We start from the raw sequence: 23,283 nt of genomic DNA, 5'->3' as shown, positions 1-23,283 counted from the left end.
GATTGCGAATCCGTGGTTCGATATACCCATGGCCCCGAGGGCCTTTCTTTAGCAAAAGGGAGAAGTTCGTGCGTACCAAGAAGGAACTGATTGACGCTCTGGCTGAGCGCACCCAACAACCGAAGACCGTCACTGAAGCGTTCGTGGACGCACTGGGCGAATCCGTCCAGGCTGCTCTGGCCAAGGGCGACGAAGTCGTCCTCCCCGGCCTGGGCAAGCTGACCGTCAAGGCCAAGGCCGCCAAGGCTGGCCGCAACCCGAAGACCGGCGAAGCGATCACGATTCCCGCTCGCAAGGTTCCCGCCTTCTCCGCCGCCAAGGCACTGAAGGACGTCGTGGCGGACTGATTGCCGCCCGCGCATGAAAAAGCCCCGCACTGCGGGGCTTTTTTGTGGGCGCGGCCGGCGCTCAGGCCAGCCTGCAGCCGTCCGCAAAGCCGATCAGCTCACCGGGCGCGAGCGCAGCCCAGGCTTCGCCGGACAGCGGCTCGGTCGCGATCAGCGCGCCCCGCTCCCCCGCCTCACGCTGCACCCAGTGCAGCCGGGTCGAGCAGTGCGCGAACAGAGTCCGGCCGTCCGCAAGCAGGAAGTTGAACGTGCCCCGCTCAGCGATCCTCGCCGCAATCTCCCGCAAGGCCTCGCTGAGCGCTTGCGCCTCAGGTTGGCGAGGGCCAAAGCGCGCGAAGAGGCTGTCGAGCAGCAGGCAGAAGGCTTGCTCGCTGTCGGTGCCGCCGACCGGGCGGAAGAAGCGCGGACTCATCCCGGCCAGATCCAGATTGCCGTTGTGCGCAAACGCCCAGCGCCGCCCCCACAGCTCGCGGACGAAGGGGTGGCAGTTGAAGGCTTCGACCTGCCCCTGGGTCGCCTTGCGGATGTGGGCGACGACGTTACAGGAGCGCAGACGCTCGCGCAGCACCCAGCGCGCCAGGCGCGAGCGGGCCGAGGCCTGCTCGTCGAGCAGCAGCCGGCAATCGCCATCGGCAAAATAGGCGATCCCCCAGCCGTCCGCGTGCTCGTCGGTCTCCCCTCCCCGGCGCAGAAAACGCTCCAACGGAGCGCCGAGTTCAGCCGGCCGGAGCGAGTTCATCCCCAGCAGCTGGCACATTGCGCGAACGCCTTTGCGCTGTGACGAGGTGGCAGACGGGCGATGAGCCCGTCCAGATGCTCCAGGCCGGAAGGCCAGGGGCCGTAGCCCGAATCGGCATTGACGTGGCCGGCATCCCCCAGATCGACCAGATGACTTCCCCAGTGACGGGCGAGTTCAACCGCGCCCGAGTAGGCAAGCCAGGGGTCATTGCGGCTCGCGAGCAGAAGCGAGGGCAGCGGCAGCGGGCGGCGCGGCAGGCGCTCTTCGAGCCCGAAGCGCTGCGGGGCGGCGGGCGCGACCAGCAACGCGGCGGCGATGCGCTCGGGGAAACTGGCCGCGACCTGGGCGCTGGCGAGAGCCCCAAAGCTGTGCGCGACGAGGACGGCGGGCTGCCGGCACTGGGCGAGGCTCGCCGCGATCGCGCTCAGCCAGGCATCCAGGTCTCCCTTGTCCCAGCGCTGCTGGCTGACCCGCTTCCAGTCCGGGAAGCGGGAACACCAGTCGGTCTGCCAGTGCGCGGGGCCGCTGTCGTTGAGGCCTGGCACGACGACGACGTCGAGACCGCTGAGCTCCAGTGCGGCACCGATGCGGTCTTCTGCGTTCATGGTCGGCTCCGTGTCGATGAGCCCCGATTCTCGCGAGGCGGCACCGAAAACGGAAAGACTCTTTTCTTATTCCGATATTCCGCCGCAACGGGCCCTGAAACCCCATTTGGATGGACGATCCAAACGTCAAGAAAAAGGCGATACTCTGGGCAATCCCCAGCATCCGAGGCTCCATGGAATCCGCCGCTTTCATCGCCCACACCGACCCCGAATCCGCGCTCGCCCACGTCGAAGCGCTGTACGCGAAGAGCCTCGCCTATCTGCGCGAAGCGCTCGCCCTCTACCTCGGGGGCGCCGACCTGCCCGGCCGCGTGCGCGCCTTCTATCCGGCGGTGCGGCTCTGCACCCACACGGTCGCCCGGGCCGACTCGCGCCTGAGCTATGGCTTCGTCGCCGGCCCCGGCGTCTATGAAACGACGCTGACCCGGCCCGATCTGTTCCGCGCCTACTATCTGGAGCAGTTCCGGCTGCTGCTCGCGAACCACCAGGTTCCGCTCGAAATCGGCCTCGGCGAGCAACCGATTCCGATCCACTTCGCGCTGCCCGACAACGACCACTTCGAAGGCTCGCTCGACGCGCGGCGCCGCCTGCTGATGCGCGACGTATTCGACCTGCCGGACCTGAAGGCGATGGACGACCGGATCGCGAACGGCACTTTCGAAGCGCGGCGCGGCGCCCCCGAGCCTTTAGCGCTGTTCACGGCGCCGCGCGTCGACTATTCGCTGCACCGGCTACGCCACTACACCGGGACGGCCCCCGAGCACTTCCAGCATTTCGTGCTGTTCACGAACTACCAGTTCTACATCGACGAGTTCGTCAAGCTGGGCCTCGCCGCGATGCGCGGCAACGAGCAGGATTACGTCGCCTTTGTCGAGCCGGGCAACGTCGTCACGCGCCGCAAAGACCTGGCCGCCGAGCCGGGCGACACGGCAGGCGCCCGTCCGAACAGCCTGCCGCAGATGCCCGCCTACCATCTGGTGCGCCGGGATGGCTCGGGGATCACGATGGTCAATATCGGCGTCGGGCCTGCGAACGCGAAGACGATCACCGACCACATCGCGGTTTTGAGACCTCACGCGTGGATCATGCTCGGCCACTGCGCCGGACTGCGCAACACGCAGGAGCTGGGTGACTATGTGCTCGCCCACGGTTACGTCCGCGAGGACCATGTGCTCGACGAGGATCTGCCGCTGTGGGTGCCGATCCCACCGCTCGCCGAAGTCCAGCAGGCGCTGGAGAGCGCAGTCGCCGATGTGACCGAACTGAAGGGCTTCGATTTGAAAAAGATCATGCGCACCGGCACCGTCGCCTCGTCCGACAACCGCAACTGGGAGCTGCTGCCCTTCCGCGGGGGCCTCAGCACCCCCGAGCGGCGTTTCAGCCAGAGCCGGGCGATCGCGCTGGACATGGAGAGCGCGACGATCGCCGCGAACGGCTTCCGCTTCCGCGTCCCCTACGGCACGCTGCTCTGCGTCAGCGACAAACCGCTGCACGGCGAGATCAAGCTGCCCGGCATGGCCAACCACTTCTACCGCGAACGCGTCGACCAGCATCTGCGGATCGGCATCCGCGCCCTCGAGCTGCTCAGGGGCCAGGGCGTGGACCGCCTGCACAGCCGCAAACTGCGCAGCTTCACCGAGGTAGCGTTTCAATAAGCGGACAAGCATTGCCGCGGGTCGAGAGCGCCGCTTGCCATCGTGGCAGGCGGCGCCTCAGTGCCGGCCCCGCGGAGTCAGCGGGGATCGAACAGCTGCACTACCGCAGTCATGTTGTCCCCACCGAGCCCCTGTTGTATGCCTTGGCTGAAGACCGAGCGGGCGGCCGCGAGCGTCGGCATGGAGGGTTCAGCCCCCGCGGCGGCGAAGGTATAGGCAAAGTCCTTTTCGATCAGCTCGACCGGGAACTGGGGCTGGAAATCCCGGCTCAGCATGCTCTTGGCCAGATAATGGGCGACCGGCGCCCACACCGAAGTGCCGGCGATGGCGCCCAGGCAGCGCTCGACATCGGTGCCGCTGCGCTTGAGCAAGGCGATGATCTCGGCCAGGGCTGTCACCTGAATGCCCAACAGCGAATTGGTGGCAAGCTTGGTCAAGGTGCCCGAGCCGATCGGGCCGAGGTGATGGATGGCGCTCCCCATTGTGTTGAGCAAGGCTTCGGCCCGGCTCAGCACCCCCGCTTCGCCACCGACCAGATAGACGAGCTGACCGGCTTCCGCGGCCGGCCGCGAGCCGGAAACCGGAGCCTCTAGCAGAGCGACTCCTCTAGCCTGTGCAGCCCGGCCCAGTTCGCCAATCCAGCCGATCGACAGCGTCGAGCTTTCGATCGCGATCGCGCTCGATTGCATCGCCGCCAGCGCGCCCGACTCAGGCTCACACCACACGACACGGGAGGCCGCGTCATCGCGCACCATGCAGATCACGAACTCGGCCGAGGCGGCGGCCTGTGCCGGGCTGCTGGCCACCCGGGCGCCGGCTCCGGCCAGAGCTTCGAGCGCCTGCGCACTGCGGTTCCATACCGTGACCTGGTGACCGGCCTTGATCAGCCTGAGCGCCATACGGCGCCCCATGGCGCCCAGACCCAAAAAAGCAATATTGGACATTGGAAAGCTCCTGAATCAGCGCAGAGTCGGCTTGGCTTTCAGTGCGGCGGCGACCAGGCCCTTGAGCCACTGGTCGTGACCATTGATCATCGGGTTGGGGTCCGCGGCGGCGAGGGCCTGCGCAGGGATTCCCTTCTGCGTTTCCTGGGTCAGGATGCGCACACGGCCGCCGGGCAGATCTTCGAGCAGCCAGGCGTGATGGACATCGAGCCGGGTTTGCGCATCATCCCCCGCCCAGCCGTGCCAGGCGACGCGCGCGGCCTGTCCCGCAAGCGGGGCGACATGTTCGACCACCTGCGCTTCGACCGGGAAGCCAAAGGTTTCGAAATAGAAACGCACGCCGTTCGCGAGCTCCGGCCCCTTGTCCTCGTAGAAACGGACATTGCCCGAATTGCTGTAATAGCTCGGCCACAGCGAAGGGGTGTTGAGCCAGGGCCAGACATCGGCGACGCTCAGGCCGGCGACGATCATTTCATTCGACGCAAAGTTATCGGTAAAACCGGGCACATAGCCTTCCGGCCAAAAAATTCCGTTCATTCTGCTTTCCTTGAGTCAGTGATCAGAGTGGCTGCAGCGACCAGGCATCAAGCACCTCCCGCGGCAGTCGGTCGCACCATGATGCAAAAACCCAAGATATAAATACAATCACATAAAAATATCTAAATCATCACCATTTAAAATATCAGGAATCCCTCGGGGTCGGCTCGCTTGCGAAGCGCGCATTCTTGAGCGCCAGCATGTCCTGCCTGAGCTGCTCGAGGACATAGCCAGCACATGCGGACAAGGGCCACTCGGCGCGGTGCACCAGCCACAGCGGATAGGGTTCGCCGCTGATCGGAACGCTGATCGCCTCGGCATTCGCAAAGGACAGCCGGGCATGCCGAGGAATCACCGTAAAGCCCAATCCGCTCGCGACGGAATCCAGGATCAGGCCAATCTGGTTGATGTAGCCGTGACGGGGCAGGCTGCGCACACCAGGATTGCCGGGAAAGCAGCGCCCGAGCAGCCGGGTGGCCATGGCCGGCCCATCCGGATGTTCGATGAAGCCCAGGCGAACGAGATCCTCCCACTCCTCGACCCGTGAGCCCGCCGGGACCACCAGTTCCAGCACCTCCTCCGCGAACTCACTGGCGGCGAAGCGCGGATCGTCTGGCCTCAGGGTCACGATGCCGAAGTCGTATTCCTTGTCCAGCAGCGCCTCGAGGATTTCCTGGTCGGGGGCAAACCGGTGCCGGATCACCAGTCCGGGATTCTTCGCCTGCAGAGCCAGCAAAGGAAGGTGCAAGGCCAACCCGACGCTGCCCGGCGTAGTCAGGCCAACCTCGCCATGCAGCGCATCCGCATCAGCCAGACGCACGCCGAGGCGTCGCTCCGCCTGTTCGACTTCGTTGCAGTAATCGAGAAAGGCGCGACCTGCCGGTGTGAGTTCGAGCGCCCTGGGGCGGCGGATCAGCAGGGGCCCCAACTTTGTCTCGAGCTGACGCACATGCTGGCTCACCGCGGCCTGGGTGAGCCCCAGCCGGTCAGCCGCCCGCGTGAAGCTGCCGGTATCGGCCAGATTCAGAAAGCTCTGTATCCATTGCGGACTGAACATAAGGGTTTCTTATTGAATAGATAACGTGTGATTAGTTCATTTTAAGCTCGCGTGCTCCTAATCTTGTCTGAGGCAACGAGCACAAGGAGAACAGAATGACTCAGCCCTACCCCCGCAGCTTTTCCCATGCCGGGCTGTCGCTGACTTCTTCAGTGGGCTCCTACGCCTGAAGTCCCCGGGAGAGAGATGATGACCCGTTGCGCGCATGAGCTGCTTCCCGAAAGTTTCAAGGCCTGGACCTGGCAGCGCGGCAGCGATCCGCGCGCGCTTGCCATCAAAGACCTGCCCTTGGCGAGACCTGAGCCCGGTGAGGTTCTGGTGTGCAACGAAGCGATCGGTCTGAACCCGGTCGACTGGAAAGTGCTCGGCATGCCCGGCTGGCGTGCCGACCATGTTCCGGGGGTCGATGGCGCGGGGGTGGTCGTCGGAGTCGGCGAAGGCGTCGCCGCAACCTGGCTGGGGCAGCCCGTGGCCTACCATCAGAGCCTGCAGCGCAACGGCAGCTATGCGCAATTCGTGAACATCCCGGCCCGCGCCCTGCTGCGCCGCCCCTCCGGGCTGGACGCGCTGACCGCGGCGAGCTTCCCCTGCCCGGGCCTGACCGCCTGGATGGCGCTGGAAAAGCTTCCGGCCGGCAAGGGCCGCCGCCTGCTGCTCGGCGGTGCCGGCGGCGCGGTCGGCCATTACCTGGTGCAGCTCGCCCAGGAACGCGGCTTCGCCGTCACGACGATGAGCCATCCCCGCCATCATTCCCGCCTGCGCGCGCTGGGGGCCTGCGAGTGTCTGCCCGGCCCGCTGGCCGAGGGGCAAAGCTGGCCAGAGCGGGAAGCGGGATTCGCTGCGGTGATCGACACGATTGGCGCCGAACATGCAGCCAGGCTCGCCGGCGCTCTGCTGGCCAATGGCCACCTCGTCTGCATACAAGGCCGCGTGCCGCAGTGGCCCTGCGCCGCATTCGGGCGCGCGCTGTCCTTGCACGAAGTGGCTCTGGGCGCGCTGCATCAATTCGGCACAGATGCGGCTTGGGCGGAACTCGGCGCGGCCGGTGAAGCGCTTCTGGCCAGGCTCGCCGACGGCACGCTCAAACCCGAAGCATTGATCGTAGACGACTTCGATTCCCTGGCGCAGCGCCTGTCCGATCTGCGCGCACGCAACTTCTCGGGCAAACCGGTGATCCACATCGGCTCAGCCTCAAACTTCAAATCTGAAAGGCAATCCTGATGGCCCCTCTGATCAAGATCCTGATAATCCTCACCTCTCATGCCACAGTCAGCGGCACTGAGCAGCCGACCGGGGTGTGGCTTGAAGAGTTCACGACCCCCTACTACGCCTTCGTTGACTCCGGTGCGCTCGTCGATGTCGCGTCAATAGACGGCGGCAAGGTTCCCGTCGATCCGAATTCACTGAAGCAAGAGGGGAAAAACCCGGCCAGCGTCGAGCGCTTCCTGAAGGATTCCGCAGCACGCGAAAAGATCGCAAATTCGACCAAACTCGACGGCCTCAAGCCAGAGGGCTACGCTGCGGTCTTCATCCCCGGCGGCCACGGCACGATGTGGGATCTGCCCAGGAGCGATGCGCTGGCCAAGCTGCTCAGCCAGAGCTGGCGCGAGGGCAAGGTGGTCGCTGCCGTCTGCCACGGCCCGGCCGGTCTGCTCAATGCCGTGGATGAGACCGGCAAACCTCTGCTCGCCGGGCGCCGCGTGGCCGCCTTCAGCAATGCGGAAGAAGTCGCGGCAGGCATGGACAAGCGCGTTCCCTTCGCGCTGGAAACCCGCATTCGTGAGCTCGGTGCCCGCTACGAGAGCGGCCCCAACTTCAAGCCCTTCGCGCTGCGCGATGGTCGCCTCGTGACCGGCCAGAACCCGTCCTCCTCCGCCAGGGTCGCCGAGCTCGTCCTCGAAGCCCTGAGCAAGAACACTGAACGCTGAGCCCGCCGACGGTTCGCCCTGCCAGACAACAAGCCTCTTTTCGGAAAAACCATGTCAGCACTCTTCTCAGCCTTCACCCTCAAGAACGTCACGCTGCGCAACCGCATCGCGATTCCTCCGATGTGCCAGTACAGCGCCGCCGATGGCTTCTCCAACGACTGGCATCTGAGCCACTATGCAGGACTTGCGCGCGGCGGTGCCGGCCTCGTCATCGTCGAAGCGACCGCCGTCTCGCCTGAAGGGCGCATCACGCCCGCCTGCCTGGGGCTGTGGCGCGACGAGCAGATCGAAGGCCTGGCGCGGATCGCCGCTGCGATCAAGGCCGCCGGAGCGATTCCGGGCATCCAGATCGGCCACGCCGGCCGCAAAGCCAGCGCGAACCGCCCATGGGAGGGCGACGACCATATCCCCGCAGACGATCCGCGCGCGTGGCAAACGCTCTCCCCATCGCCCATCGCGTTCGGCGCCAATCTGCCCAGAGTGCCCAAAGAGATGAGCCTCGCCGATATCGCGCGCGTCACCGGTGACTTCGCTGCGGCGGCCCGACGCGCCCGCGCAGCCGGCTTCGAATGGCTGGAACTGCACTTCGCGCACGGCTATCTCGCACAGAGCTTCTTCTCGCCCCATGCCAATCAGCGCAGCGATGCCTACGGCGGAGAGCACGCCGGGCGCGCCCGCTTCCTGCTCGAAACGCTCGCCGCGGTGCGCGAGAACTGGCCCGAGGATCTGCCGCTCACGGCGCGCTTCGGCGTCATTGAGTACGACGGACGCGACGAGCAGACCCTAGCCGACTCGATCCAGCTCGCCAGTGAGTTCCGCGCGGGCGGCCTGGACCTGCTCAATGTCAGCGTCGGCTTTTCGACCCCGACGGCCCAAGTGCCCTGGGGCCCGGCCTTCCTCGCGCCGATCGCCGAGCGCGTGCGTCGCGAAACTGGACTCCCCGTCGCCTCTTCATGGGGAGTCGATGCCGCTCAGCATGCCGAACGGGTCATCGCGGAAGGACAGATGGACCTGGTCATGATCGGTCGCGCGATGCTCGCCAATCCCCACTACCCGTATGAGCTGGCCAAGCAACTCGGCGTCGCGCGCCCCTCCTGGGTGCTTCCTGCCCCCTACGCGCACTGGCTGGAGCGCTACAGCCTGCAAAGCTGACGGACGAGCCGCGGTTCAGGAATCGGCGCAGGCCTCCACCAGCAGATCGCGCAGCCAGCGCTGGCCCGGATCGCGGTGCGTGCGCTCGTGCCAGACCACGAGCTTGGTGAAGCCGGGGATTTCGACGGGCGGCTCGAAAAGCGCCAGCCCCGGCAGCCCGGCAACCAGCCGCCGGGGGACGACCGCGACCAGATCGCTGGCACGCAGGATATCGGGCAGGACGAGGAAGCTCTTCACTGACAGGCTGACCCGGCGCGAGCGCCCCAGCTTCTTCAGCGCCTCATCGGTGACTCCGCTGAAGCCTCCTCCCGAGTAGGAGACGAGCGCGTGGTCCAGCGCGCAGAAGCGCTCGAGGCTCAGCTCGGGTTCACTCGCGGCCGGGTGCCCGACCCGCATTACGCAGACATAGCGCTCATCGAAGAGCCGGCGCGCATGAAGCCCCGGCGCAGTGGTCTCGGGCGTGACCAGGGCCAGATCGAGATCGCCCTTTTCAAGTTGGGACTGAAGCTGCAGATCCTGGACAGGGAGCAGCGCAAGTTTGATATTCGGAGCCTTGCGCTTGAGCGCGGACAGGAAAGGCACGGCGACCGCACTGAGCGCATAGTCGGTCGCCGCCACCGACAAGGTGAAGCTCGCTGCAACCGGATCGAAGACCGTCGGCTGCAGCAGCGCATCGATCTCACCGAGAATCTGCTTGAGCGGTCCGGCCAGTTCCAGAGCGCGCTGCGTCGGCACGACTCCGCGCTGCGCGCGGGCGAACAGCGGATCGCTGAAACTCTCGCGCAGGCGCGTCAACATCCCGCTCATAGCGGGCTGGGTCACATTGAGGCGCTCGGCTGCGCGGGTCACGCTGCGCTCGTCGAGCAAGGCATTCAAAGCCTTCAAAAGATTCAGATCGGTGGTCTTCAAATCGCGCACGGGCGCCCTCCTTGGCTACCGGACTCTATCCTGTTGCGGCGTTTCGATCGAGGGGGCGGATCAAAAAGCCAGGGCTCGTCGGGTTCCGTGGCGCCCAAAATCCTTTGCCAAACGACTGCTCGTGTGCAGTCCCGCGCCAGTCGGGAGGCGAGCTGAAAACGGATGCTCCTGGGGGCGTGAGCGGCTATTGACTGATCGTCTTGAGCAGGTCGAACTTGATCAGCATTGACCACGGCGTATCGCCGCCGATGTTGAGCGGATGGAATACGAACGCGATTTGGTCTTTGTCGATGAAGTGATAGCTCTTCCCCGCATGGATCGCGGCTATGGCTTCTTTCGGCAGATCCAGTGCGGGTTTGCCTTGCTGGCTGGCATCGGGATGGGTGACGTAAGTGGCCAGGTTCGACAGGATCAGGCGTTCGCCATGCCCGAATGGCTTGTCGCGCTCGAGTTCATCATGCAGCTGCGATAGTGCGTAATCAGCCCCGATCACGCCGATGAACTTGCCCTGTACCAGTATCGGTTGCATCAGCGAGGTCATCAGCACTTCCTGCCCCCCGACCGGATAGAGATAGGGTTCCATCAGCGTATCGCGCTGTGTCTTCCGCGGGATTTCGTAGTAGTCGTTTTCGCCGGGAACGTCGTAATTGGCCAGAGCCTCCTGCGTCAGAGTGCCATTTCCGCGATGCCAGTAAGGAACATAACGGCCGGTCTTGTCATGGCCGGCCCCCTTATTCACATATTCGGCATCGCGCCCATCGAGTCCGTTCGGCTCGCAGCCACAAGAGAAGGCGAGCAGATCCGGGTTGGCTCGCAAACTCTCGGCCATCAGCGCGTCGATATCCTCTCGGCGCGGCGTGATCCCCGCCTGTTTGCAACCGCAGATGAAGTGTTTGATTCCGGCCTCGGCTACAGCGATGCGCAGGAAGCGCTGTTCGAGCCGCGCCGCATCGCGGGCCGCGATCAGCGATGCGGCGTGCATCGCTGATTCGCGTTCAGCCGATTCGACTTTGCAGACAGACTCCTTGCTTTCCTGCAGCACGGAGTCGAGTTTCTTGCTGATATCGGCGGCGGCCGATGCGGAATTTTCCGAGAGCTTGCGCATCTCGTCGGCGACAATGGAAAAGCCCCGCCCGACTTCGCCCGCGCGTGCAGCCTCGATCGCGGCGTTCAGCGCCAGAAGATTGCTGCGTTTGGACAGCCCGGCGATAACCACAGTGATGGAGCCGATTTCCTGAAAGCGCTGATCCAGATGAGCGATCAATTGCTTGATTCGTTCGAGCGTATTGTTCAGCGTGTCCGCGCCTTTTTTCGTGTCGGCGCGAAGCGCGGTCGGACGGCTTGATTGCGCGAGAGCGGGGTTGGCGAAAGAAATGGCCGAATTGAAAGTATTCATGTCTGTTCTGAAAAAGCGAAACGATGCGCGCGACGTTGAGTCTTGCCTGTTGTGGCGATGATGCGCGCTCTTGCGCGGCGTTGGCAAGTTTCGAGATTGAACAGATCAGCCATTGCGCGGCGTATTTTTCGACGCAGTCCTGCATTGCATCGAGCGACATCAGCTTCGCAGACTTCGAGAGAAAGCGCCTAAACGGGTGTCTTGCACCCACAGCGAATAGATTGCCCGCCCCCGATAAAGCCTCATGTCATATACAAGAAGACGAAAGACGGGTTTTCGCTTTGCGATATAGTGGTCGAGCCCGATTCCCTGAAATTGGCTCTTCGTCCTGCGCAGCACGGGGGTGTGAATTGCATCAAAAGATCGAATGCAAGACCTGGCTCCAAAGTTTCCTGGAGATAGGTTAGGCCGCGGACGGCAGTCGCGCATAAACGCAACTATTGCGAAGACTGCCGTCCGGGGCCCGCATCACGTTGTGCATGATGCCTTCCAACCCGAAACCGCAGCGTTCAGCCACGGCCCTGGAGCCAAGGTTCTGCTCATCGGTGATGAGTTCAACGCGCTGCGCTCCAAATACATTCAGCGCCCAGGTCGTCAGAGCAATAACCCCCTCCGACGCGAACCCTTTCCCCGTTTCGCCGCTTCGAAGCCAGTAGCCAAGCTCTGTCTTGGGAAGTGTCCAGTCGGTTCTATGCAAACCCATCGAGCCAATCAGGCGGCCAGAGCCCTTCTTAAATGCCAGAAACGGCAGATCAGTTCGAAGAAGAAAGTTCGCTTCGGCCTTGCGGCAACGCACTTCAGCCGATTGAAGAGTTTGCTCCTCTGCGACCCAGGAAAGGAAGCCAAGATGCCTTCGGAGTTCCACAATCGACTCGGTTAGGGCTTCGTGGAGAACGGGTGCGTCCTCTACGCGGAAGGACCGGAGCAGCAGCCGCGGAGTTTCGATGGATGGTGGTACGGGAAACAGGAGCGGATCAGGCATGGCTTTCTGCTGACTAAGGTGGAAATGAGGGGTAGCCGAGCTGCGGGCGAAGGAATTTTCAAGCGACCGCTTGCAAACCGTCCCTTCCGATCACCGTGAGTTTAGAAGAAAACCCCGGGTCAGATACCGTCTTGACTTGCATCAAAATGATCGAATGCAAGACCTGGCCCCGAGGGTTTTCCGGGCACGGGCAGCGGGGTCAGGTGGGGAGCGGGAGCAGGTCTTGAATTACATCAAAATGATCGAATGCAAGACCTGGCCCCAAGGCACTCGTTGGAAAAGGTGGTCGGAAGCATGAATTCCAGCCTTCGTGGATGGGTAGGCTACTTCCACTACCGTAACTCAAACGGAGTGCTTGAGAAGGTGAAAGTGCATGCAGAAGAGCGCCTGCGCGCGCACCTGATGAAGCGGCACAGGGTCAGGGATCGCAGAATCGGCCTCGGCCGGTTCCCGAGTCAGCTGCTGTACGAAAAGCATGGGCTCTACAAGGTTCCGACAGTGGCTGGCTGGAAGACGGCGCATGCCTTGGAGTGAAGAACATCGGAAAGCCGTATGCGTTAATAGCGCACGTACGGTTTGATGAGGGAGGGTAGGCGAAAGCCTGCTCTCTACTCTACCTCGGGATTCTGACGCTAATCAGTATAGCTTGTAGCTCAACCCAAGTTCGGCTGCGACATTTTTAAACTCAAGAGACGAACGCAAATACTCAGCAGATGTGTAATCCAGAAATTGCACGCACATCATCACCAACCGAAGTTGAGCAAAATCAGTTAGATTTATAAGCGCTTTAAAATGAGCCGCCCTATCCTCAAAAGAAAAGCCTTCAACATCACTTAACTTATCCGTAATTATCATAACCATGATATAGAAAGCCCTAAACAACCCAAATATCTGGTCATTTTCATCAATTCTTTCTAAATATTCAGTTATTTCTTTGTCGCTACCACCTCGGTTTCTTATGACCTGTATCGTATCCTCGATTTCCATTACCGCTTTGGCCCCCGCGAGCTCACCAATCACCCCCCCCTTCAAAGCGTTTATTTTAAACATATCAAAGAGAGTCCTTTGTGACCCAATCAAACTAAAAAACAACACCTCAAACGACCTGAGCTTTTCTATTCTTTCACTATTCCTAAGCTCATCCTTAAGATTAGCATTTGCCTCACTTTGCAGCATCAAGGATTTTATTAGAAGCGCGATCGACAAAAAGCTCAGCAACGGCCCCAGAATTCCACCGAAATAGCTCCCAAACTGCCCCCAGTCAGCAGGATCTTTTGATATTTTCACTCCAATAAAAAAGTAAAACCAAACAAAGTAAACAACAAATACAAACACAACAAATGCAATCGCAAAATAAACATAGCCTCTAACTTTCATGAAACCCCCTCACAAAGTACTTCACAACCTTTCCATCTTTAAGCTTGAGCGGAGATACGCTGACTGCAAGATACTTCCACTTTCCACTCTCAATCCCGTTGTTATAGTTAAGGTTCTCAGAGAAAACCTTTTTGACCGCAATAGCCAAATCTCTGTACTCACAAGCAGAAGCAAAACCAAATGCCACAGTTTCACTAGCCCCTTCAATTTGAAGGCGGCCATTGCCTGTGTGAATATTTAGCCTTGTTATAACCACATTTAAATCAACCTTCACATCAGACAGCTCGGCCTGCAAAACTGTTGCCGACAACTTATCAAAACAAGCTAAAACCGTTTGCTCATCTCTATTTTTCCTATGCCGAATTTTTATACCCCTATCAAACTTCAAAGAGATTTCATGTATATTTCCTAACGATGAAGTCCTTAGTTGATGAACCACCATTTCAGCCTTCTCACCAAGCCGATCTATAACCTTCTGAGCCTTTTGTGAAAGAGGGCCGGAATCTCGGTACAGAGATTCACTTATAAAATGAGAAATCAACTCAACAATAGTTTGCTGACCTATTCCATTTAGCCTTTTTAGCAAAACCGAGTCGTACACATCAAGAGAAAATATATGCCCATACGACCCCTTAAAACTTTTTTTGAGTGAAGTCCTTACCGAGCTCCTCGAGGTAAGCCTCTCCGGAACCCTTTCAGTAAGTATCGACTCCGAAATACATCGAACAGCATCCGAAACGCCTTGCATAGACGTCAGCGCCGCCTTCATATCGACAAAATCATTCTCCGTATCAATAACCAAATCAAAATTTACCGTCACAAAGAACCCCACTTTATGCGCATAGGACTATCTCGGCTCAACTCACAACCATTGCTCACGAGAGCCATATAATATTTACCAAAAAAACAAAACCGAATTTCTATTTTCGTTCTTGGTTTTTCCTTAAAAAGACAAAACATTCAACAAAATAGAAAACCAGCCCAAAGAAACATGGGCTCAGGTCTTGAATTACATAAAAACAATCTAACACAACACCTAACCCCGAGAGCTTTCTCGATAGATTTTCCTATATTGTCTGACTATTCCTTAACAATCCTGGCAAATTTACACTTCAGTTCAGCGCCAAAATTTATGCCACGACGGCAACTTGCAGCGCGAGTTTCATAAAGTGTTGTTTCATGCTCACAGCAACCAAACAAGCCATTGACGCCCCCCCTTCCTGAAGGGAAAGCCATGGCCGTGCGGAATGTCTTGAATTTCGATTTTGATTGTTGTCATGGAGATTCTCTTTTCTATTTTTCGTCCTTGACCCCGCGTTCTTGGCTGTAAAGCCATACATAGCCCTGTATTGATATACTACTTTCACAAGCGCTAATCATCAGCACCTTCTGGCTGGTGTTTTTGTTGATGAGACAGAGGCCGATGTGTTGCTCGCAAGTATCCCTTCTACCCTCTTTCTTCTGCTTTTAAGATGAGATGGATATCAAGAAGCTTTATTCATCAGGGGCATCCAAATTGCCGCGCGCTTCCACATCAGGCCAGCAAGGACTGACTTTCTCATCATACGCCGCCGTCCAGGCGGAGTAACGCCCCCTCCTCCGCAAATCAGCGAACACAGAAGACGCTTCCAATCCGCGTCCCTCCGCGTGATCCGCGGCGAAGTTTCTGGGTCTTGATGGGCTTTGGAGCAGCGGCAGCTGCTGAACTACCGCCTGGCCATGTTGTGCCGGAAGTAGAGGGTCTGATCGCCGTAGCTGGAGGAGACGACCGGTGAAGCGAGGACGAGATGCCCCAACAGGCGTGGCGCTTCCTTTTCGTCGGAGGTGGTGCGCGCGTAGAGCTGATAGAGCACTGCGCCGACGGGCAGCCGCGCGAGCGAGACGCGGAAGTCTTCGCTGGCAGGCGAGCCTTGCATCAGCGCCGTGGCCTGCTCGGTCGGCTTGAAGATCAGTTGATAGGGCTCGCGCGGATCGGCGACCGGAACGCCGTCGGGCGTCATGCTGGCGAGATGTTCGAGGGTCAGCCGGCCGGGATTCGGATCCTTCGCTCCATAGAGCTTGGCGCTGCGGCCGAACGCGGCGCCGAGCACGCGAACGGCCAGGCCCTTGGGCGGCGGGATGATGTTGCTGAAGCTCTGGCTGAAGAAGTTGTGGCCGGCCTGCCCGTCCGCTGAATTCATGACCAGCAGGTCGAGCGAAGGCCGATCGCCATCGATGAAGAATTTGAGCGCCAGACCGGGAATCGATCGATCCGCGCTCGGTTTGCTGGCCATCGAGAAGCGGCCGATCACGCAGTCGCCACCGCTATGAAAGATGCCTGTATAGCCGTGACTTGATGCGGGATCGACGACCAGCTTGAGCCTTGCCTCGGCGCCGAAGGCGTGGACAAGCTTGCGCCGCCCCGGCTCCATCTCGTCGCCTTCGTGGCTCAAGGCCTTGACCGAATAGTGGCTGCTGAGCAGCGCGAGCAGATCATGGAGGCCCGGCGTCGTGAGCGGTGGCAGCTGAGCGTAGCGCGAGGGGAGAATGCGCTCATTCCAGATGAAGTCCGCCTTGGCGCAGGCGCTGAGGGCGGCGCTCCCGTAGGGCGGAGGAGTTGTCACCGGCAGAGGGGCCCCGCTTTGGCAGCTGCTCGTCGCGAGCGCCAGGAATCCCAACGAGCAGAGCCGGCACAGCTTTGAACTAGCGGGCCTGGCGGCGCCAGCGGATTGGATCGACTTGGGTGTCATTGGCGCGGCTCCGGCAGGGCTGAGAAGCGCAGCTTAGACCTTGTCGAGCTCGCCCCACCGCGCCTTCGCGTGGAAATGCTTTCCAATGCACAACGACATCGAAAATCATCCTCACGCAGAGCCATGGGCTTCAACAGGGTTTCACGAAGCACTGCTTCGCGCCGTTGGAGCCGGCCCGGCATGCAAACCGGGCCGAGGAGAAAGTCAAAGACCAAGCAGTTCTTGAGCGCACCCCGGGCAAGCCCATCGTCCGCAAGTCTTCGGCTCGCGGCCTGCTCCGCCGAAGTCGAAGCATGAGCCCTGAAGGTTTTATCTCTGCGCCTCTGCGGCTCTGCGTGAGATAGAGGTTTTGACTTGCTCTCCGCCCTTCCCCGCGCATCAGCGTGAAGACTTTGCATCCTAAGTTTTGGCGCTCGCTACGCCCTCCTCAGAGTGAAGGGCTTTTCCGACACTGCCCGCTATCCCTGGAACAGCGCCTGGATCTCCGGCAATGGCATGAACAGCAAGAGCCCGTTATCCGGCGCGCGGCGAAAACCGAAGTCTTCGTAGAACCCTGCCGCCTTGTCATCCTTGGCATCGACAATCAGACCGATGCAGCCCGAGGATTCCGCGACGCGGATCACTCGCGACAGGGCGTCGATCATCAGGAATTGCCCCAGCCCCTTGCCCTGAAAGCGAATATCCACGGCAAGGCGGGCCAGCCGAACCACGGGAAGCTGGTGGGTCGGCAGCTTGTATTTCTTGACCACATCGGGCGGCAGGGCACTCACGTCGACGCTCGCATTGGTCAGTGCGTAGTAGCCAAAAAGCACGCCGCCCTGTTCCCCGCAGAACGTCCGGGTGACATTTCTTGCCTCATGCTGCGCGGCGTTCTGGGCGAGATACTGGTTCAGTGCGGGCCTGCCGCAGTCGAAAACCGCCCGCCCATCGAGCAACGCCCGCGGAAGTTCAGAGAGCGGGTGAATCTTCGTTGCCATCGAGAATGTCTCGGTAGTTGGTCAGCGCTTTCTTCAGCTTTGCGTTCGGCGCACGCGGCTTGGCCAGTTGTTCCAGAAACCACTCTGAGTCCCGCTCGGAGAGAACGATGTTCTTCATTTCGTGACGGTCGATGAATTCCTGAGCGTGCTGATGCACGACCTGAACGATGTACGCGTTCACGGGAACGCCCGTCAGTTCAGCCGCTCTCTGTATGGTTTCCTGGACGTTCAGCGGAACCCTGGCCGTGATGCGCCCCTTCTCGGAATGACTCGCACTGATGCGCGACATGCTTGGCACCTTCTGGAGGGATGTTTGTGGTGCCAATATGGCACCGATGGTGTTTTTTGGCAAGACAGGCGAGGCCGCGCGGCTTCGATCGCACTATGTGTGCGCACTTGTCATGCCCCTCCGGGCAGTGAACACAGATAGCCGCTTTTGATCCGCGTCCATCCACGAGATCCGGGCGAGGCTTTCAGGCATTGCCCCGCATCAAAGGGGCGGCGGCCGGACCAGGACCGCTTACCCGTCCCGGCCGGCCGCCGCCGATCGATCAAATTCCGCTCAGTACTGCTGCAGATAGGGCGAATACTCGACCTTGTCGAAATAGCGGGAGAGCGGCAGGGACTTCACCAGCACTTCGGCCTGCGCGCGGCTGACGTCTTTCAGGACGAGCATGACTCCGTGGCCGTCTTCTCGGCTCAGCAGATGCTCCAGTATTCCTCTGTCCTTCCACCCCGCGGCGGTCGCCTTCTCTTTCGCCAGCAGCTCAGCGAAATGGGGGATGTCTTTCGGGAGAAGGACGATGCTCACCAGGACCCGGTTTGCCGCAGCATCGGCCTTTGCCGGGCTGGCGGGTTTCGCGAGCCCGCCCTCCTTGAGCCTGTCCTGCAGCTGCTTCTGATAGGACTGAATCTTTGCCGCATCGGCTCCCGCCACATCGAGGAAGGCCAGAGGCTCCAGATAGCTCATCCCGACGAATCGCGCGCAGGCCCTCATCGGCGCCAGGATCTCGTCGATCGTGATGCCGAGCTCTCCGGTCCGGGAATAGAAACTGTCGCTGCCGGCGGCGGTGACCACGACCAGCATCTTCTTGCCCTTCAAGGCCTGCGGCGCCCATCGAAACCATACCTCGTTGAAGTAGGCCTTGAGCATCGGCGTCATATTGAACCAGTGGACGGGAAACATATAGACGACGGTATCGACGTCCTCGTAGGCTTTGCGCTCCGCCTCGACATCGATTGCCTTGACGTCATTGCCGTAGAGGGACTCCAGATTTCTATAGACGACTCCGTCCATGTTCTGGACCACCTGCTGCAAGGCCTTGTTGACGACGGAGCGCTCAGGATAGGGATGGGATGCGATCACCAGCGTTCGAGCTGGGTGCCCCTCAGAAGCGGTGTCGGTCTGGGAATAGGCATTCGCGCTGGCGAGCAACGCGAGAACCCAGACCCAGGCCAGGAAGCGGAGAGAAACGGTGTTCAGTGTCATGGGTAATCCTTGAAAGTGCGGCGACGGTCACAAGGCCGCCTCTCCTCCCGAGAAGCCCCCGAAGGAGAAGCGATGCACGCTCAGAACGTCGACGCGTCGATGACGTAGCGGTAGCGGGCCTTCTTGTTGATCACGTTGTCCCAGGCCTCATTGATCTGGTCGGCGCGGATGATCTGTATCTGCGGCAAAACCTTGTTGTCCGCGCAGTAGTCGACCATCTCCTGGGTCTCCTTCATCCCGCCGATCAGCGACGCATTGAAGTTCACGCGGGAAAGCGAGAGGGCGAAATTGTTCATCGTCAATTCAAAGCCTTCAGGCATGCCAACCTGGGTGAATGTCCCGTAAGGCTTGACGACTGAAGCGTAGGCCGCCACATCGTATTTGTAGGGAATGGTGGAAATCATGTAATCCATCTTCCCCTTGTAAGCCGCGAGCTTCCCGGGACCATCGACAACGATGACCTCTTTGGCCCCAAAGGCCAGGATATCTTTGACCTTGGAAGCCGATGTGGTGAAGGCATAGACTTCGGCCCCTTTGGAAACGGCGAGCTTGATTGCCATGTACCCCAATCCGCCTATCCCGGCGACACCGACTTTCAGCCCTTTCTTCAGATGAGCCCTCATCAGCGGCGAATAGGTCGTGATCCCCGCACAGAGCAGCGGTGTCGCCTCCTGAAAGCTGATGTGATTCGGGATATGGACGGCAAAGTGGTCACGCACGACGATGTTGTTCGAATAGCCGCCCTGCGAAATTCCGGTCGGCGAGCTCTTTTCCGGGAAGCCGTAGGTAAAGACTGTGTCCGGGCTGTACTGCTCTTCGTTTTCCAACCCATCCAGATTTTCCAGACTGCTGTTGCCCATGCAGCCGACGCCGGCCCGGTCTCCCACCTTGAATTTCGTGACGTTCTTCCCGACCGCGGCAACGACGCCAACGATCTCGTGTCCGGGAACCTGCGGATATTGTGTCGGCCCCCAATGCCCCTTCTCCTGGTGGATGTCGGAGTGACAGATGCTGGCGTACTTGATGTCGATCAGGATGTCGTCATCCCCGACGGGACGCCGCTCGAACTGCCAGGGAACGAGCTTTCCGGAGGTGTCGACAGCGGCATAGCCCCTTGACGCAATATTCCCTTTCTTGGCAAGCGCAGCGAACACGTTCGTGGACTTGGCCAGCAGCAGCGCGCCGCCAGCCGCACCGGCGAGTTTCACGAATTTCCTTCGGGTCAAGCTGTTGTTGTCAGTCATCGCAATACTCCTCATTTCCAAATGGGTCATTTGCCGGAATGGTCATCCGGCAGGCCAGAGCAGCCTCGTTCTCTGACGCGGAGAACGAGGCTGGCGAACTTACAGCGCACTGCGCAGAATCGTGGAGATCACATCCGGGGTATAAATATCGGCGATGCCGAAGCTGCGCATATTGCCCTGTGCGTTTTCAACGATCGCAGGCAGGTCGGATTCCTTGACCCCCAGCGCGGACAGATGGGTCGGCGTGCCGATCTTGTTGAACCAGTTCTCCAGCGCAGCGATACCCTGCTCGGCCGTCGCGACACCGAACACGTTCGCGGCAAAGCGCTCGAACTGGGTGGGGTTGCGGCGGCAATACCACTTCATCCAGGCGGGCATCACCACCGAGAGACCGGCGCCATGAGGAACGCTGAACAGCGCGGAAAGCGAATGCTCGATGGCGTGATTGGGATAGCTGAAGCCTGCGGTTCCGGAAAAGGTCGTGCCGTTCAGAGCGAGCGTCGCCGCCCAGGCGAACTGGGCTCTGGCCTCGTAGTCACCGGGGTCTTTGATCAAGGCTTCGGTGGTTTCGATCACCGTATTGATCACCGATTCGACCAGCCGCGACTGCAGCTTCGGATGAACGCTGGCCGTGAAATAGGCTTCGATCGAGTGAGCAATGACATCCGCGGCGGAGTAGACGAGATAGGACCGGGAGACGCCTTTCATCAGCTCCGGATTGACGATTGAAACTTTCGGGAACAGATCGGGCGAACCGATGAAGAGCTTTTCCCGGGTCTCTTCGTTCGTGACGACGGCAAAATTGTTCATCTCGCTGCCCGAAGCGGCCAGCGTCATGATCGCAAAGACAGGCAGAGCCGAGCTGATAGTTGCCTTGCCGGTGAAGAGTTCCCACACATCGCCATCGTAGCGGACGCCCGCGGCGGTCGCCTTGGCGGTGTCGAGCACCGAGCCCCCACCCACGGCGAGGATGGCCTCGACGCAATGATCGCGCGCCTGAGCGATCGCTTCGCGAACCTTGGCGATGACCGGGTTGCTGACAATGCCACCACATTCGACGATCTCGACGCCCTTCTCGCCCAGGCTCTTGGCGATGACATCGAACAGACCATCGCGTTTGATGCGGTCACTGCCATAGCAGAGCAGCACGCGCTTGATGCCGTGATCCGCCAGATGCTGGCCAATCGCCTGCTCCTTACCTGTGCCGAATTCGATCCGGGTCGGATTGAAGAGTGTAAAGTTGTCCATGCGTATATTCCCTCGGTAGTCGAATTGCAAAGATCGGCAGGGATTTCCGCCCCCTTCGACCGATGAATCAGAGGGGCCGTCTCCCCCACCCGACCGGTGAGCAAGGAGCGGCGCCACAGCATGCTTTTTATGCTGTGGCCTGAAGAATCAGGTATATCAATACGGTTTTTAAATTGCCCGATCCTACAGACAGCCCGCGGCTTGCCACCTGAAAACCCGGGGCAGATTTTCTGCTTCCCCTTTGTTTTCAATGCTGCACCAGCAATTCACGAACGGGCAGCGAAGCAGGGGTTGAAAGTGCAATAACCCCGGCTTGGGCAGAGCCAAGCCCCAGCCTCTCAGGTCAGCAGATCGAGCAAGCCCGGCACCGCGAGCGGCGGCGGCAGAGCGTGGCGGGAGGGGAGAATCCGCTCATTCCAGATGAAGTCCGCCTTGGCACAGGCGCTGCGGACGGCGCACCCTTAGGGCGGAGGAGCCGCTACCGGCAAAGCCCCCTCACTCTGGCCGCCAAGGGGGCGCGAGGGCCAGGATTCCCCCGCGTGCTGTGTCGTTACAGAATCGGCTGGGCGGTCTTGGACTTCACGGCGCCAAGACGCCTGCCTAGACCTTGCCGTGCCCGCCCCGCCGCGGCCTCGCGTGAAAATGCCTTTTTGGCACAAACCCGCAGAAAGTCATCCTCACGCAGAGCCATGGGCTTCAACGGGGTTTCACGAAGCACTGCTTCGCGCTGTTGGAGCCGGCCCGGCATGCAAACCGGGCCGAGCCAAAAGTCCAGGCGAATGCTCTGTCCCAAAAATGTGTTGCAGTGCGGGCTATGCTGAAGGCATCCACCGGACACGGAGTCGGATCATGGATGCCCAAGCCTTTCGTCACTGGCTCAAGCGGGCCTGCGAGCTGACGCCCCGCCAGAGGCAGTGCCTGTTCCGGACGCTCGCCCTCCCCACAAGCCCGCTCGGCGCGAGTTCGCTGGCGGCCTTGCCCGAGCTTCCGGATCTGCCCGACTGTCCCCACTGCCATGCCGAGGCGGGCAATCTCAGGCCGTGGGGATTCACGCGCGGCCTGGCGCGCTACCGCTGCCAATGCTGCCAGCGAACCTGCACGGCGCTGACGGGTTCCACGCTGGCGCGGCTTCAACACCCGGACCAATGGAACGCTTACGCCCAGGCCTTGATCGACGGTCTGTCCGTGCGCGCCGCCGCCCAGTTCTGCGGCCTCAGCAAGAACACGTCCTTCCTCTGGCGGCATCGCTTCCTGGCGCTGATCGCCGAACACCGCGATGCGCATGAAGCCGGGATCGTCGAGGCGGGTGAAACCTTCTTTCGCGAATCCTTCAAGGGGCAGCGGCACATCCCGCGCCCGGCGCGCCAGCGTGGCGGGCGGGGCAAGGCGCCGGAGTCGGACGCCGCGCCGATTCCGGTGCTGGTGGTCCGGGACCGCTCGGGGCATACGGCGGACTTCAAACTGGACAGGCTCGATGCGGCGCAGCTCGCCGAACGGTTGAAACCGCTGGTAGATGCCGATGTGCTGCTGTGCACCGATGACGCAGCCGTCTATGCCGGTTTCGCCCGCGCGGCACAGCTCACGCATGTCGCGGTGCGGGAGCCGCCCGGGCGACGCAGCGGGGGCGGCGCGTATCACATCCAGAACGTCAGCGCCTATCACGGCCGCCTCCAGAGCTGGATGTCGCGCTTTCATGGCGTGGCCACGCGCTACCTGGACAACTATCTGGGCTGGCGCCGCATGCTCGAACGCTACGGCGACGCGATCACCCCGCAACGCTGCCTCGACGAGGCGCTCGGCCGAGGGTTGCAACACGACTTGGGGACATAGCCAAAGCGATAGCATTTTTTGAACGCCCCCAAGTCAGGCCTCTCGCTCACCCAATCCGTAGCTTCGCAGCCGACGCCTGCCGAGGCGGAACCATAAGCCGACCTTGCTCCTGAGGCTTCTCTCTGCGGT

The 23,283-nt window shown here is 60.9% G+C and carries 23 protein-coding genes; 7 read left to right on the top strand and 16 right to left on the bottom strand.

Annotation, left to right across the window (positions count from 1 at the left end; translation table 11 throughout):
* The first annotated feature begins 68 nt into the window (after positions 1-68).
* On the top strand, positions 69-347 hold the full coding sequence (locus tag ACHFB9_RS09255) for an HU family DNA-binding protein (RefSeq protein WP_417066653.1): 279 nt from the start codon (positions 69-71) through the stop codon (positions 345-347).
* Positions 348-408: 61 nt separating this feature from the next.
* Here ACHFB9_RS09255 and ACHFB9_RS09250 read toward each other — a convergent pair whose 3' ends face one another.
* Positions 409-1,104, bottom strand: coding sequence for a class II glutamine amidotransferase (locus ACHFB9_RS09250; RefSeq protein WP_417066652.1), 696 nt, complete (start codon positions 1,102-1,104; stop codon positions 409-411).
* Entirely contained in the window at positions 1,083-1,691 is a 609-nt protein-coding gene (locus ACHFB9_RS09245; protein WP_417066651.1) for an RBBP9/YdeN family alpha/beta hydrolase, read from the bottom strand. Before ACHFB9_RS09245 ends, ACHFB9_RS09250 begins: the two co-directional genes overlap by 22 nt.
* A 173-nt stretch (positions 1,692-1,864) precedes the next feature.
* On the opposite strand from ACHFB9_RS09245, the gene ACHFB9_RS09240 reads away from it, so the two are divergent.
* A complete protein-coding gene (locus ACHFB9_RS09240) occupies positions 1,865-3,346 on the top strand; it encodes an AMP nucleosidase (protein WP_417066650.1) in 1,482 nt (493 codons plus the stop codon).
* 77 nt (positions 3,347-3,423) lie between these two features.
* On the opposite strand, the gene ACHFB9_RS09235 is transcribed toward ACHFB9_RS09240, so the two are convergent.
* From ACHFB9_RS09235 to ACHFB9_RS09225, 3 genes are all read right to left on the bottom strand, one after another.
* The gene (locus ACHFB9_RS09235) at positions 3,424-4,290 is read right to left on the bottom strand and encodes an NAD(P)-dependent oxidoreductase (protein ID WP_417066649.1); all 867 of its coding nucleotides are present in this window, start codon (positions 4,288-4,290) and stop codon (positions 3,424-3,426) included.
* Positions 4,291-4,305: 15 nt separating this feature from the next.
* Positions 4,306-4,827 (bottom strand): SRPBCC domain-containing protein, encoded by a 522-nt coding sequence (locus ACHFB9_RS09230; RefSeq protein ID WP_417066648.1) that lies wholly within the window; start codon positions 4,825-4,827, stop codon positions 4,306-4,308.
* A 145-nt stretch (positions 4,828-4,972) separates the two neighbouring features.
* A complete protein-coding gene (locus ACHFB9_RS09225) occupies positions 4,973-5,884 on the bottom strand; it encodes a LysR family transcriptional regulator (RefSeq protein WP_417066647.1) in 912 nt (303 codons plus the stop codon).
* Positions 5,885-6,073: 189 nt separating this feature from the next.
* Here ACHFB9_RS09225 and ACHFB9_RS09220 point away from each other — a divergent pair, with 189 nt between their 5' ends.
* The 3 genes from ACHFB9_RS09220 to ACHFB9_RS09210 are packed head-to-tail and all read left to right on the top strand — an operon-like array spanning position 6,074 to position 8,964.
* Positions 6,074-7,105, top strand: coding sequence for an alcohol dehydrogenase catalytic domain-containing protein (locus ACHFB9_RS09220; RefSeq protein ID WP_417066646.1), 1,032 nt, complete (start codon positions 6,074-6,076; stop codon positions 7,103-7,105).
* Entirely contained in the window at positions 7,105-7,812 is a 708-nt protein-coding gene (locus tag ACHFB9_RS09215) for a type 1 glutamine amidotransferase domain-containing protein (protein WP_417066645.1), read from the top strand. Before ACHFB9_RS09220 ends, ACHFB9_RS09215 begins: the two co-directional genes overlap by 1 nt.
* A 51-nt stretch (positions 7,813-7,863) precedes the next feature.
* Positions 7,864-8,964 carry an NADH:flavin oxidoreductase/NADH oxidase gene (locus ACHFB9_RS09210; RefSeq protein WP_417066644.1) on the top strand — a complete coding sequence of 367 codons (1,101 nt, stop codon included), beginning with the start codon at positions 7,864-7,866 and terminating at the stop codon, positions 8,962-8,964.
* 15 nt (positions 8,965-8,979) lie between these two features.
* Here the strand turns inward: ACHFB9_RS09210 and ACHFB9_RS09205 are convergent, their stop codons facing one another.
* The 3 genes from ACHFB9_RS09205 to ACHFB9_RS09195 form a co-directional block, all read right to left on the bottom strand.
* The gene (locus ACHFB9_RS09205) at positions 8,980-9,882 is read right to left on the bottom strand and encodes a LysR family transcriptional regulator (protein ID WP_417066643.1); all 903 of its coding nucleotides are present in this window, start codon (positions 9,880-9,882) and stop codon (positions 8,980-8,982) included.
* 184 nt (positions 9,883-10,066) lie between these two features.
* The gene (locus ACHFB9_RS09200) at positions 10,067-11,365 is read right to left on the bottom strand and encodes a methyl-accepting chemotaxis protein (protein ID WP_417066642.1); all 1,299 of its coding nucleotides are present in this window, start codon (positions 11,363-11,365) and stop codon (positions 10,067-10,069) included.
* Between the two features lie 316 nt (positions 11,366-11,681).
* Entirely contained in the window at positions 11,682-12,260 is a 579-nt protein-coding gene (locus ACHFB9_RS09195) for a GNAT family N-acetyltransferase (RefSeq protein ID WP_417066641.1), read from the bottom strand.
* Between the two features lie 294 nt (positions 12,261-12,554).
* Here ACHFB9_RS09195 and ACHFB9_RS09190 point away from each other — a divergent pair, with 294 nt between their 5' ends.
* Entirely contained in the window at positions 12,555-12,794 is a 240-nt protein-coding gene (locus tag ACHFB9_RS09190; protein ID WP_417066640.1) for a group II intron maturase-specific domain-containing protein, read from the top strand.
* Positions 12,795-12,896: 102 nt separating this feature from the next.
* On the opposite strand, the gene ACHFB9_RS09185 is transcribed toward ACHFB9_RS09190, so the two are convergent.
* The 8 genes from ACHFB9_RS09185 to ACHFB9_RS09150 all read right to left on the bottom strand — a co-directional run bounded on the left by ACHFB9_RS09185 (position 12,897) and on the right by ACHFB9_RS09150 (position 21,324).
* Positions 12,897-13,637 carry a hypothetical protein gene (locus tag ACHFB9_RS09185; RefSeq protein WP_417066639.1) on the bottom strand — a complete coding sequence of 247 codons (741 nt, stop codon included), beginning with the start codon at positions 13,635-13,637 and terminating at the stop codon, positions 12,897-12,899.
* Positions 13,627-14,457 (bottom strand): hypothetical protein, encoded by an 831-nt coding sequence (locus ACHFB9_RS09180; RefSeq protein ID WP_417066638.1) that lies wholly within the window; start codon positions 14,455-14,457, stop codon positions 13,627-13,629. Before ACHFB9_RS09180 ends, ACHFB9_RS09185 begins: the two co-directional genes overlap by 11 nt.
* Before the next feature lie 886 nt (positions 14,458-15,343).
* On the bottom strand, positions 15,344-16,240 hold the full coding sequence (locus tag ACHFB9_RS09175) for a hypothetical protein (protein WP_417066637.1): 897 nt from the start codon (positions 16,238-16,240) through the stop codon (positions 15,344-15,346).
* A gap of 584 nt (positions 16,241-16,824) precedes the next feature.
* The gene (locus tag ACHFB9_RS09170; protein WP_417071316.1) at positions 16,825-17,343 is read right to left on the bottom strand and encodes a GNAT family N-acetyltransferase; all 519 of its coding nucleotides are present in this window, start codon (positions 17,341-17,343) and stop codon (positions 16,825-16,827) included.
* Entirely contained in the window at positions 17,315-17,632 is a 318-nt protein-coding gene (locus tag ACHFB9_RS09165; protein WP_417071314.1) for a DUF1778 domain-containing protein, read from the bottom strand. Before ACHFB9_RS09165 ends, ACHFB9_RS09170 begins: the two co-directional genes overlap by 29 nt.
* A 273-nt stretch (positions 17,633-17,905) precedes the next feature.
* Positions 17,906-18,832 carry an NAD(P)H-dependent oxidoreductase gene (locus tag ACHFB9_RS09160; RefSeq protein ID WP_417071312.1) on the bottom strand — a complete coding sequence of 309 codons (927 nt, stop codon included), beginning with the start codon at positions 18,830-18,832 and terminating at the stop codon, positions 17,906-17,908.
* A gap of 80 nt (positions 18,833-18,912) precedes the next feature.
* Positions 18,913-20,076: an NAD(P)-dependent alcohol dehydrogenase gene (locus ACHFB9_RS09155; protein WP_417071310.1), complete on the bottom strand. Its 1,164-nt coding sequence runs from the start codon at positions 20,074-20,076 to the stop codon at positions 18,913-18,915.
* Positions 20,077-20,175: 99 nt separating this feature from the next.
* Positions 20,176-21,324, bottom strand: coding sequence for an iron-containing alcohol dehydrogenase (locus ACHFB9_RS09150; RefSeq protein ID WP_417071308.1), 1,149 nt, complete (start codon positions 21,322-21,324; stop codon positions 20,176-20,178).
* Positions 21,325-22,173: 849 nt separating this feature from the next.
* On the opposite strand from ACHFB9_RS09150, the gene ACHFB9_RS09145 reads away from it, so the two are divergent.
* The gene (locus ACHFB9_RS09145) at positions 22,174-23,154 is read left to right on the top strand and encodes an IS1595 family transposase (RefSeq protein WP_417071306.1); all 981 of its coding nucleotides are present in this window, start codon (positions 22,174-22,176) and stop codon (positions 23,152-23,154) included.
* Positions 23,155-23,283 lie beyond the last annotated feature (129 nt).

Origin of the sequence: Niveibacterium terrae, from assembly GCF_048213115.1 — a bacterium.
Taxonomy (GTDB): Bacteria; Pseudomonadota; Gammaproteobacteria; order Burkholderiales; family Rhodocyclaceae; genus Niveibacterium; species Niveibacterium terrae.
This window is presented reverse-complemented; position numbering and strand designations above follow the sequence as displayed.

What these genes read in the sequence shown, in the direction of transcription:
- ACHFB9_RS09250 (WP_417066652.1), bottom strand. Translation starts at nt 1,104, where the DNA reads ATGTGCCAGCTGCTGGGGATGAACTCGCTCCGGCCGGCTGAACTCGGC.
- ACHFB9_RS09245 (WP_417066651.1), bottom strand. Translation starts at nt 1,691, where the DNA reads ATGAACGCAGAAGACCGCATCGGTGCCGCACTGGAGCTCAGCGGTCTC.
- ACHFB9_RS09240 (WP_417066650.1), top strand. Translation starts at nt 1,865, where the DNA reads ATGGAATCCGCCGCTTTCATCGCCCACACCGACCCCGAATCCGCGCTC.
- ACHFB9_RS09235 (WP_417066649.1), bottom strand. Translation starts at nt 4,290, where the DNA reads ATGTCCAATATTGCTTTTTTGGGTCTGGGCGCCATGGGGCGCCGTATG.
- ACHFB9_RS09230 (WP_417066648.1), bottom strand. Translation starts at nt 4,827, where the DNA reads ATGAACGGAATTTTTTGGCCGGAAGGCTATGTGCCCGGTTTTACCGAT.
- ACHFB9_RS09225 (WP_417066647.1), bottom strand. Translation starts at nt 5,884, where the DNA reads ATGTTCAGTCCGCAATGGATACAGAGCTTTCTGAATCTGGCCGATACC.
- ACHFB9_RS09220 (WP_417066646.1), top strand. Translation starts at nt 6,074, where the DNA reads ATGACCCGTTGCGCGCATGAGCTGCTTCCCGAAAGTTTCAAGGCCTGG.
- ACHFB9_RS09215 (WP_417066645.1), top strand. Translation starts at nt 7,105, where the DNA reads ATGGCCCCTCTGATCAAGATCCTGATAATCCTCACCTCTCATGCCACA.
- ACHFB9_RS09210 (WP_417066644.1), top strand. Translation starts at nt 7,864, where the DNA reads ATGTCAGCACTCTTCTCAGCCTTCACCCTCAAGAACGTCACGCTGCGC.
- ACHFB9_RS09195 (WP_417066641.1), bottom strand. Translation starts at nt 12,260, where the DNA reads ATGCCTGATCCGCTCCTGTTTCCCGTACCACCATCCATCGAAACTCCG.
- ACHFB9_RS09190 (WP_417066640.1), top strand. Translation starts at nt 12,555, where the DNA reads ATGAATTCCAGCCTTCGTGGATGGGTAGGCTACTTCCACTACCGTAAC.
- ACHFB9_RS09185 (WP_417066639.1), bottom strand. Translation starts at nt 13,637, where the DNA reads ATGAAAGTTAGAGGCTATGTTTATTTTGCGATTGCATTTGTTGTGTTT.
- ACHFB9_RS09170 (WP_417071316.1), bottom strand. Translation starts at nt 17,343, where the DNA reads ATGGCAACGAAGATTCACCCGCTCTCTGAACTTCCGCGGGCGTTGCTC.
- ACHFB9_RS09165 (WP_417071314.1), bottom strand. Translation starts at nt 17,632, where the DNA reads ATGTCGCGCATCAGTGCGAGTCATTCCGAGAAGGGGCGCATCACGGCC.
- ACHFB9_RS09160 (WP_417071312.1), bottom strand. Translation starts at nt 18,832, where the DNA reads ATGACACTGAACACCGTTTCTCTCCGCTTCCTGGCCTGGGTCTGGGTT.
- ACHFB9_RS09155 (WP_417071310.1), bottom strand. Translation starts at nt 20,076, where the DNA reads ATGACTGACAACAACAGCTTGACCCGAAGGAAATTCGTGAAACTCGCC.
- ACHFB9_RS09150 (WP_417071308.1), bottom strand. Translation starts at nt 21,324, where the DNA reads ATGGACAACTTTACACTCTTCAATCCGACCCGGATCGAATTCGGCACA.
- ACHFB9_RS09145 (WP_417071306.1), top strand. Translation starts at nt 22,174, where the DNA reads ATGGATGCCCAAGCCTTTCGTCACTGGCTCAAGCGGGCCTGCGAGCTG.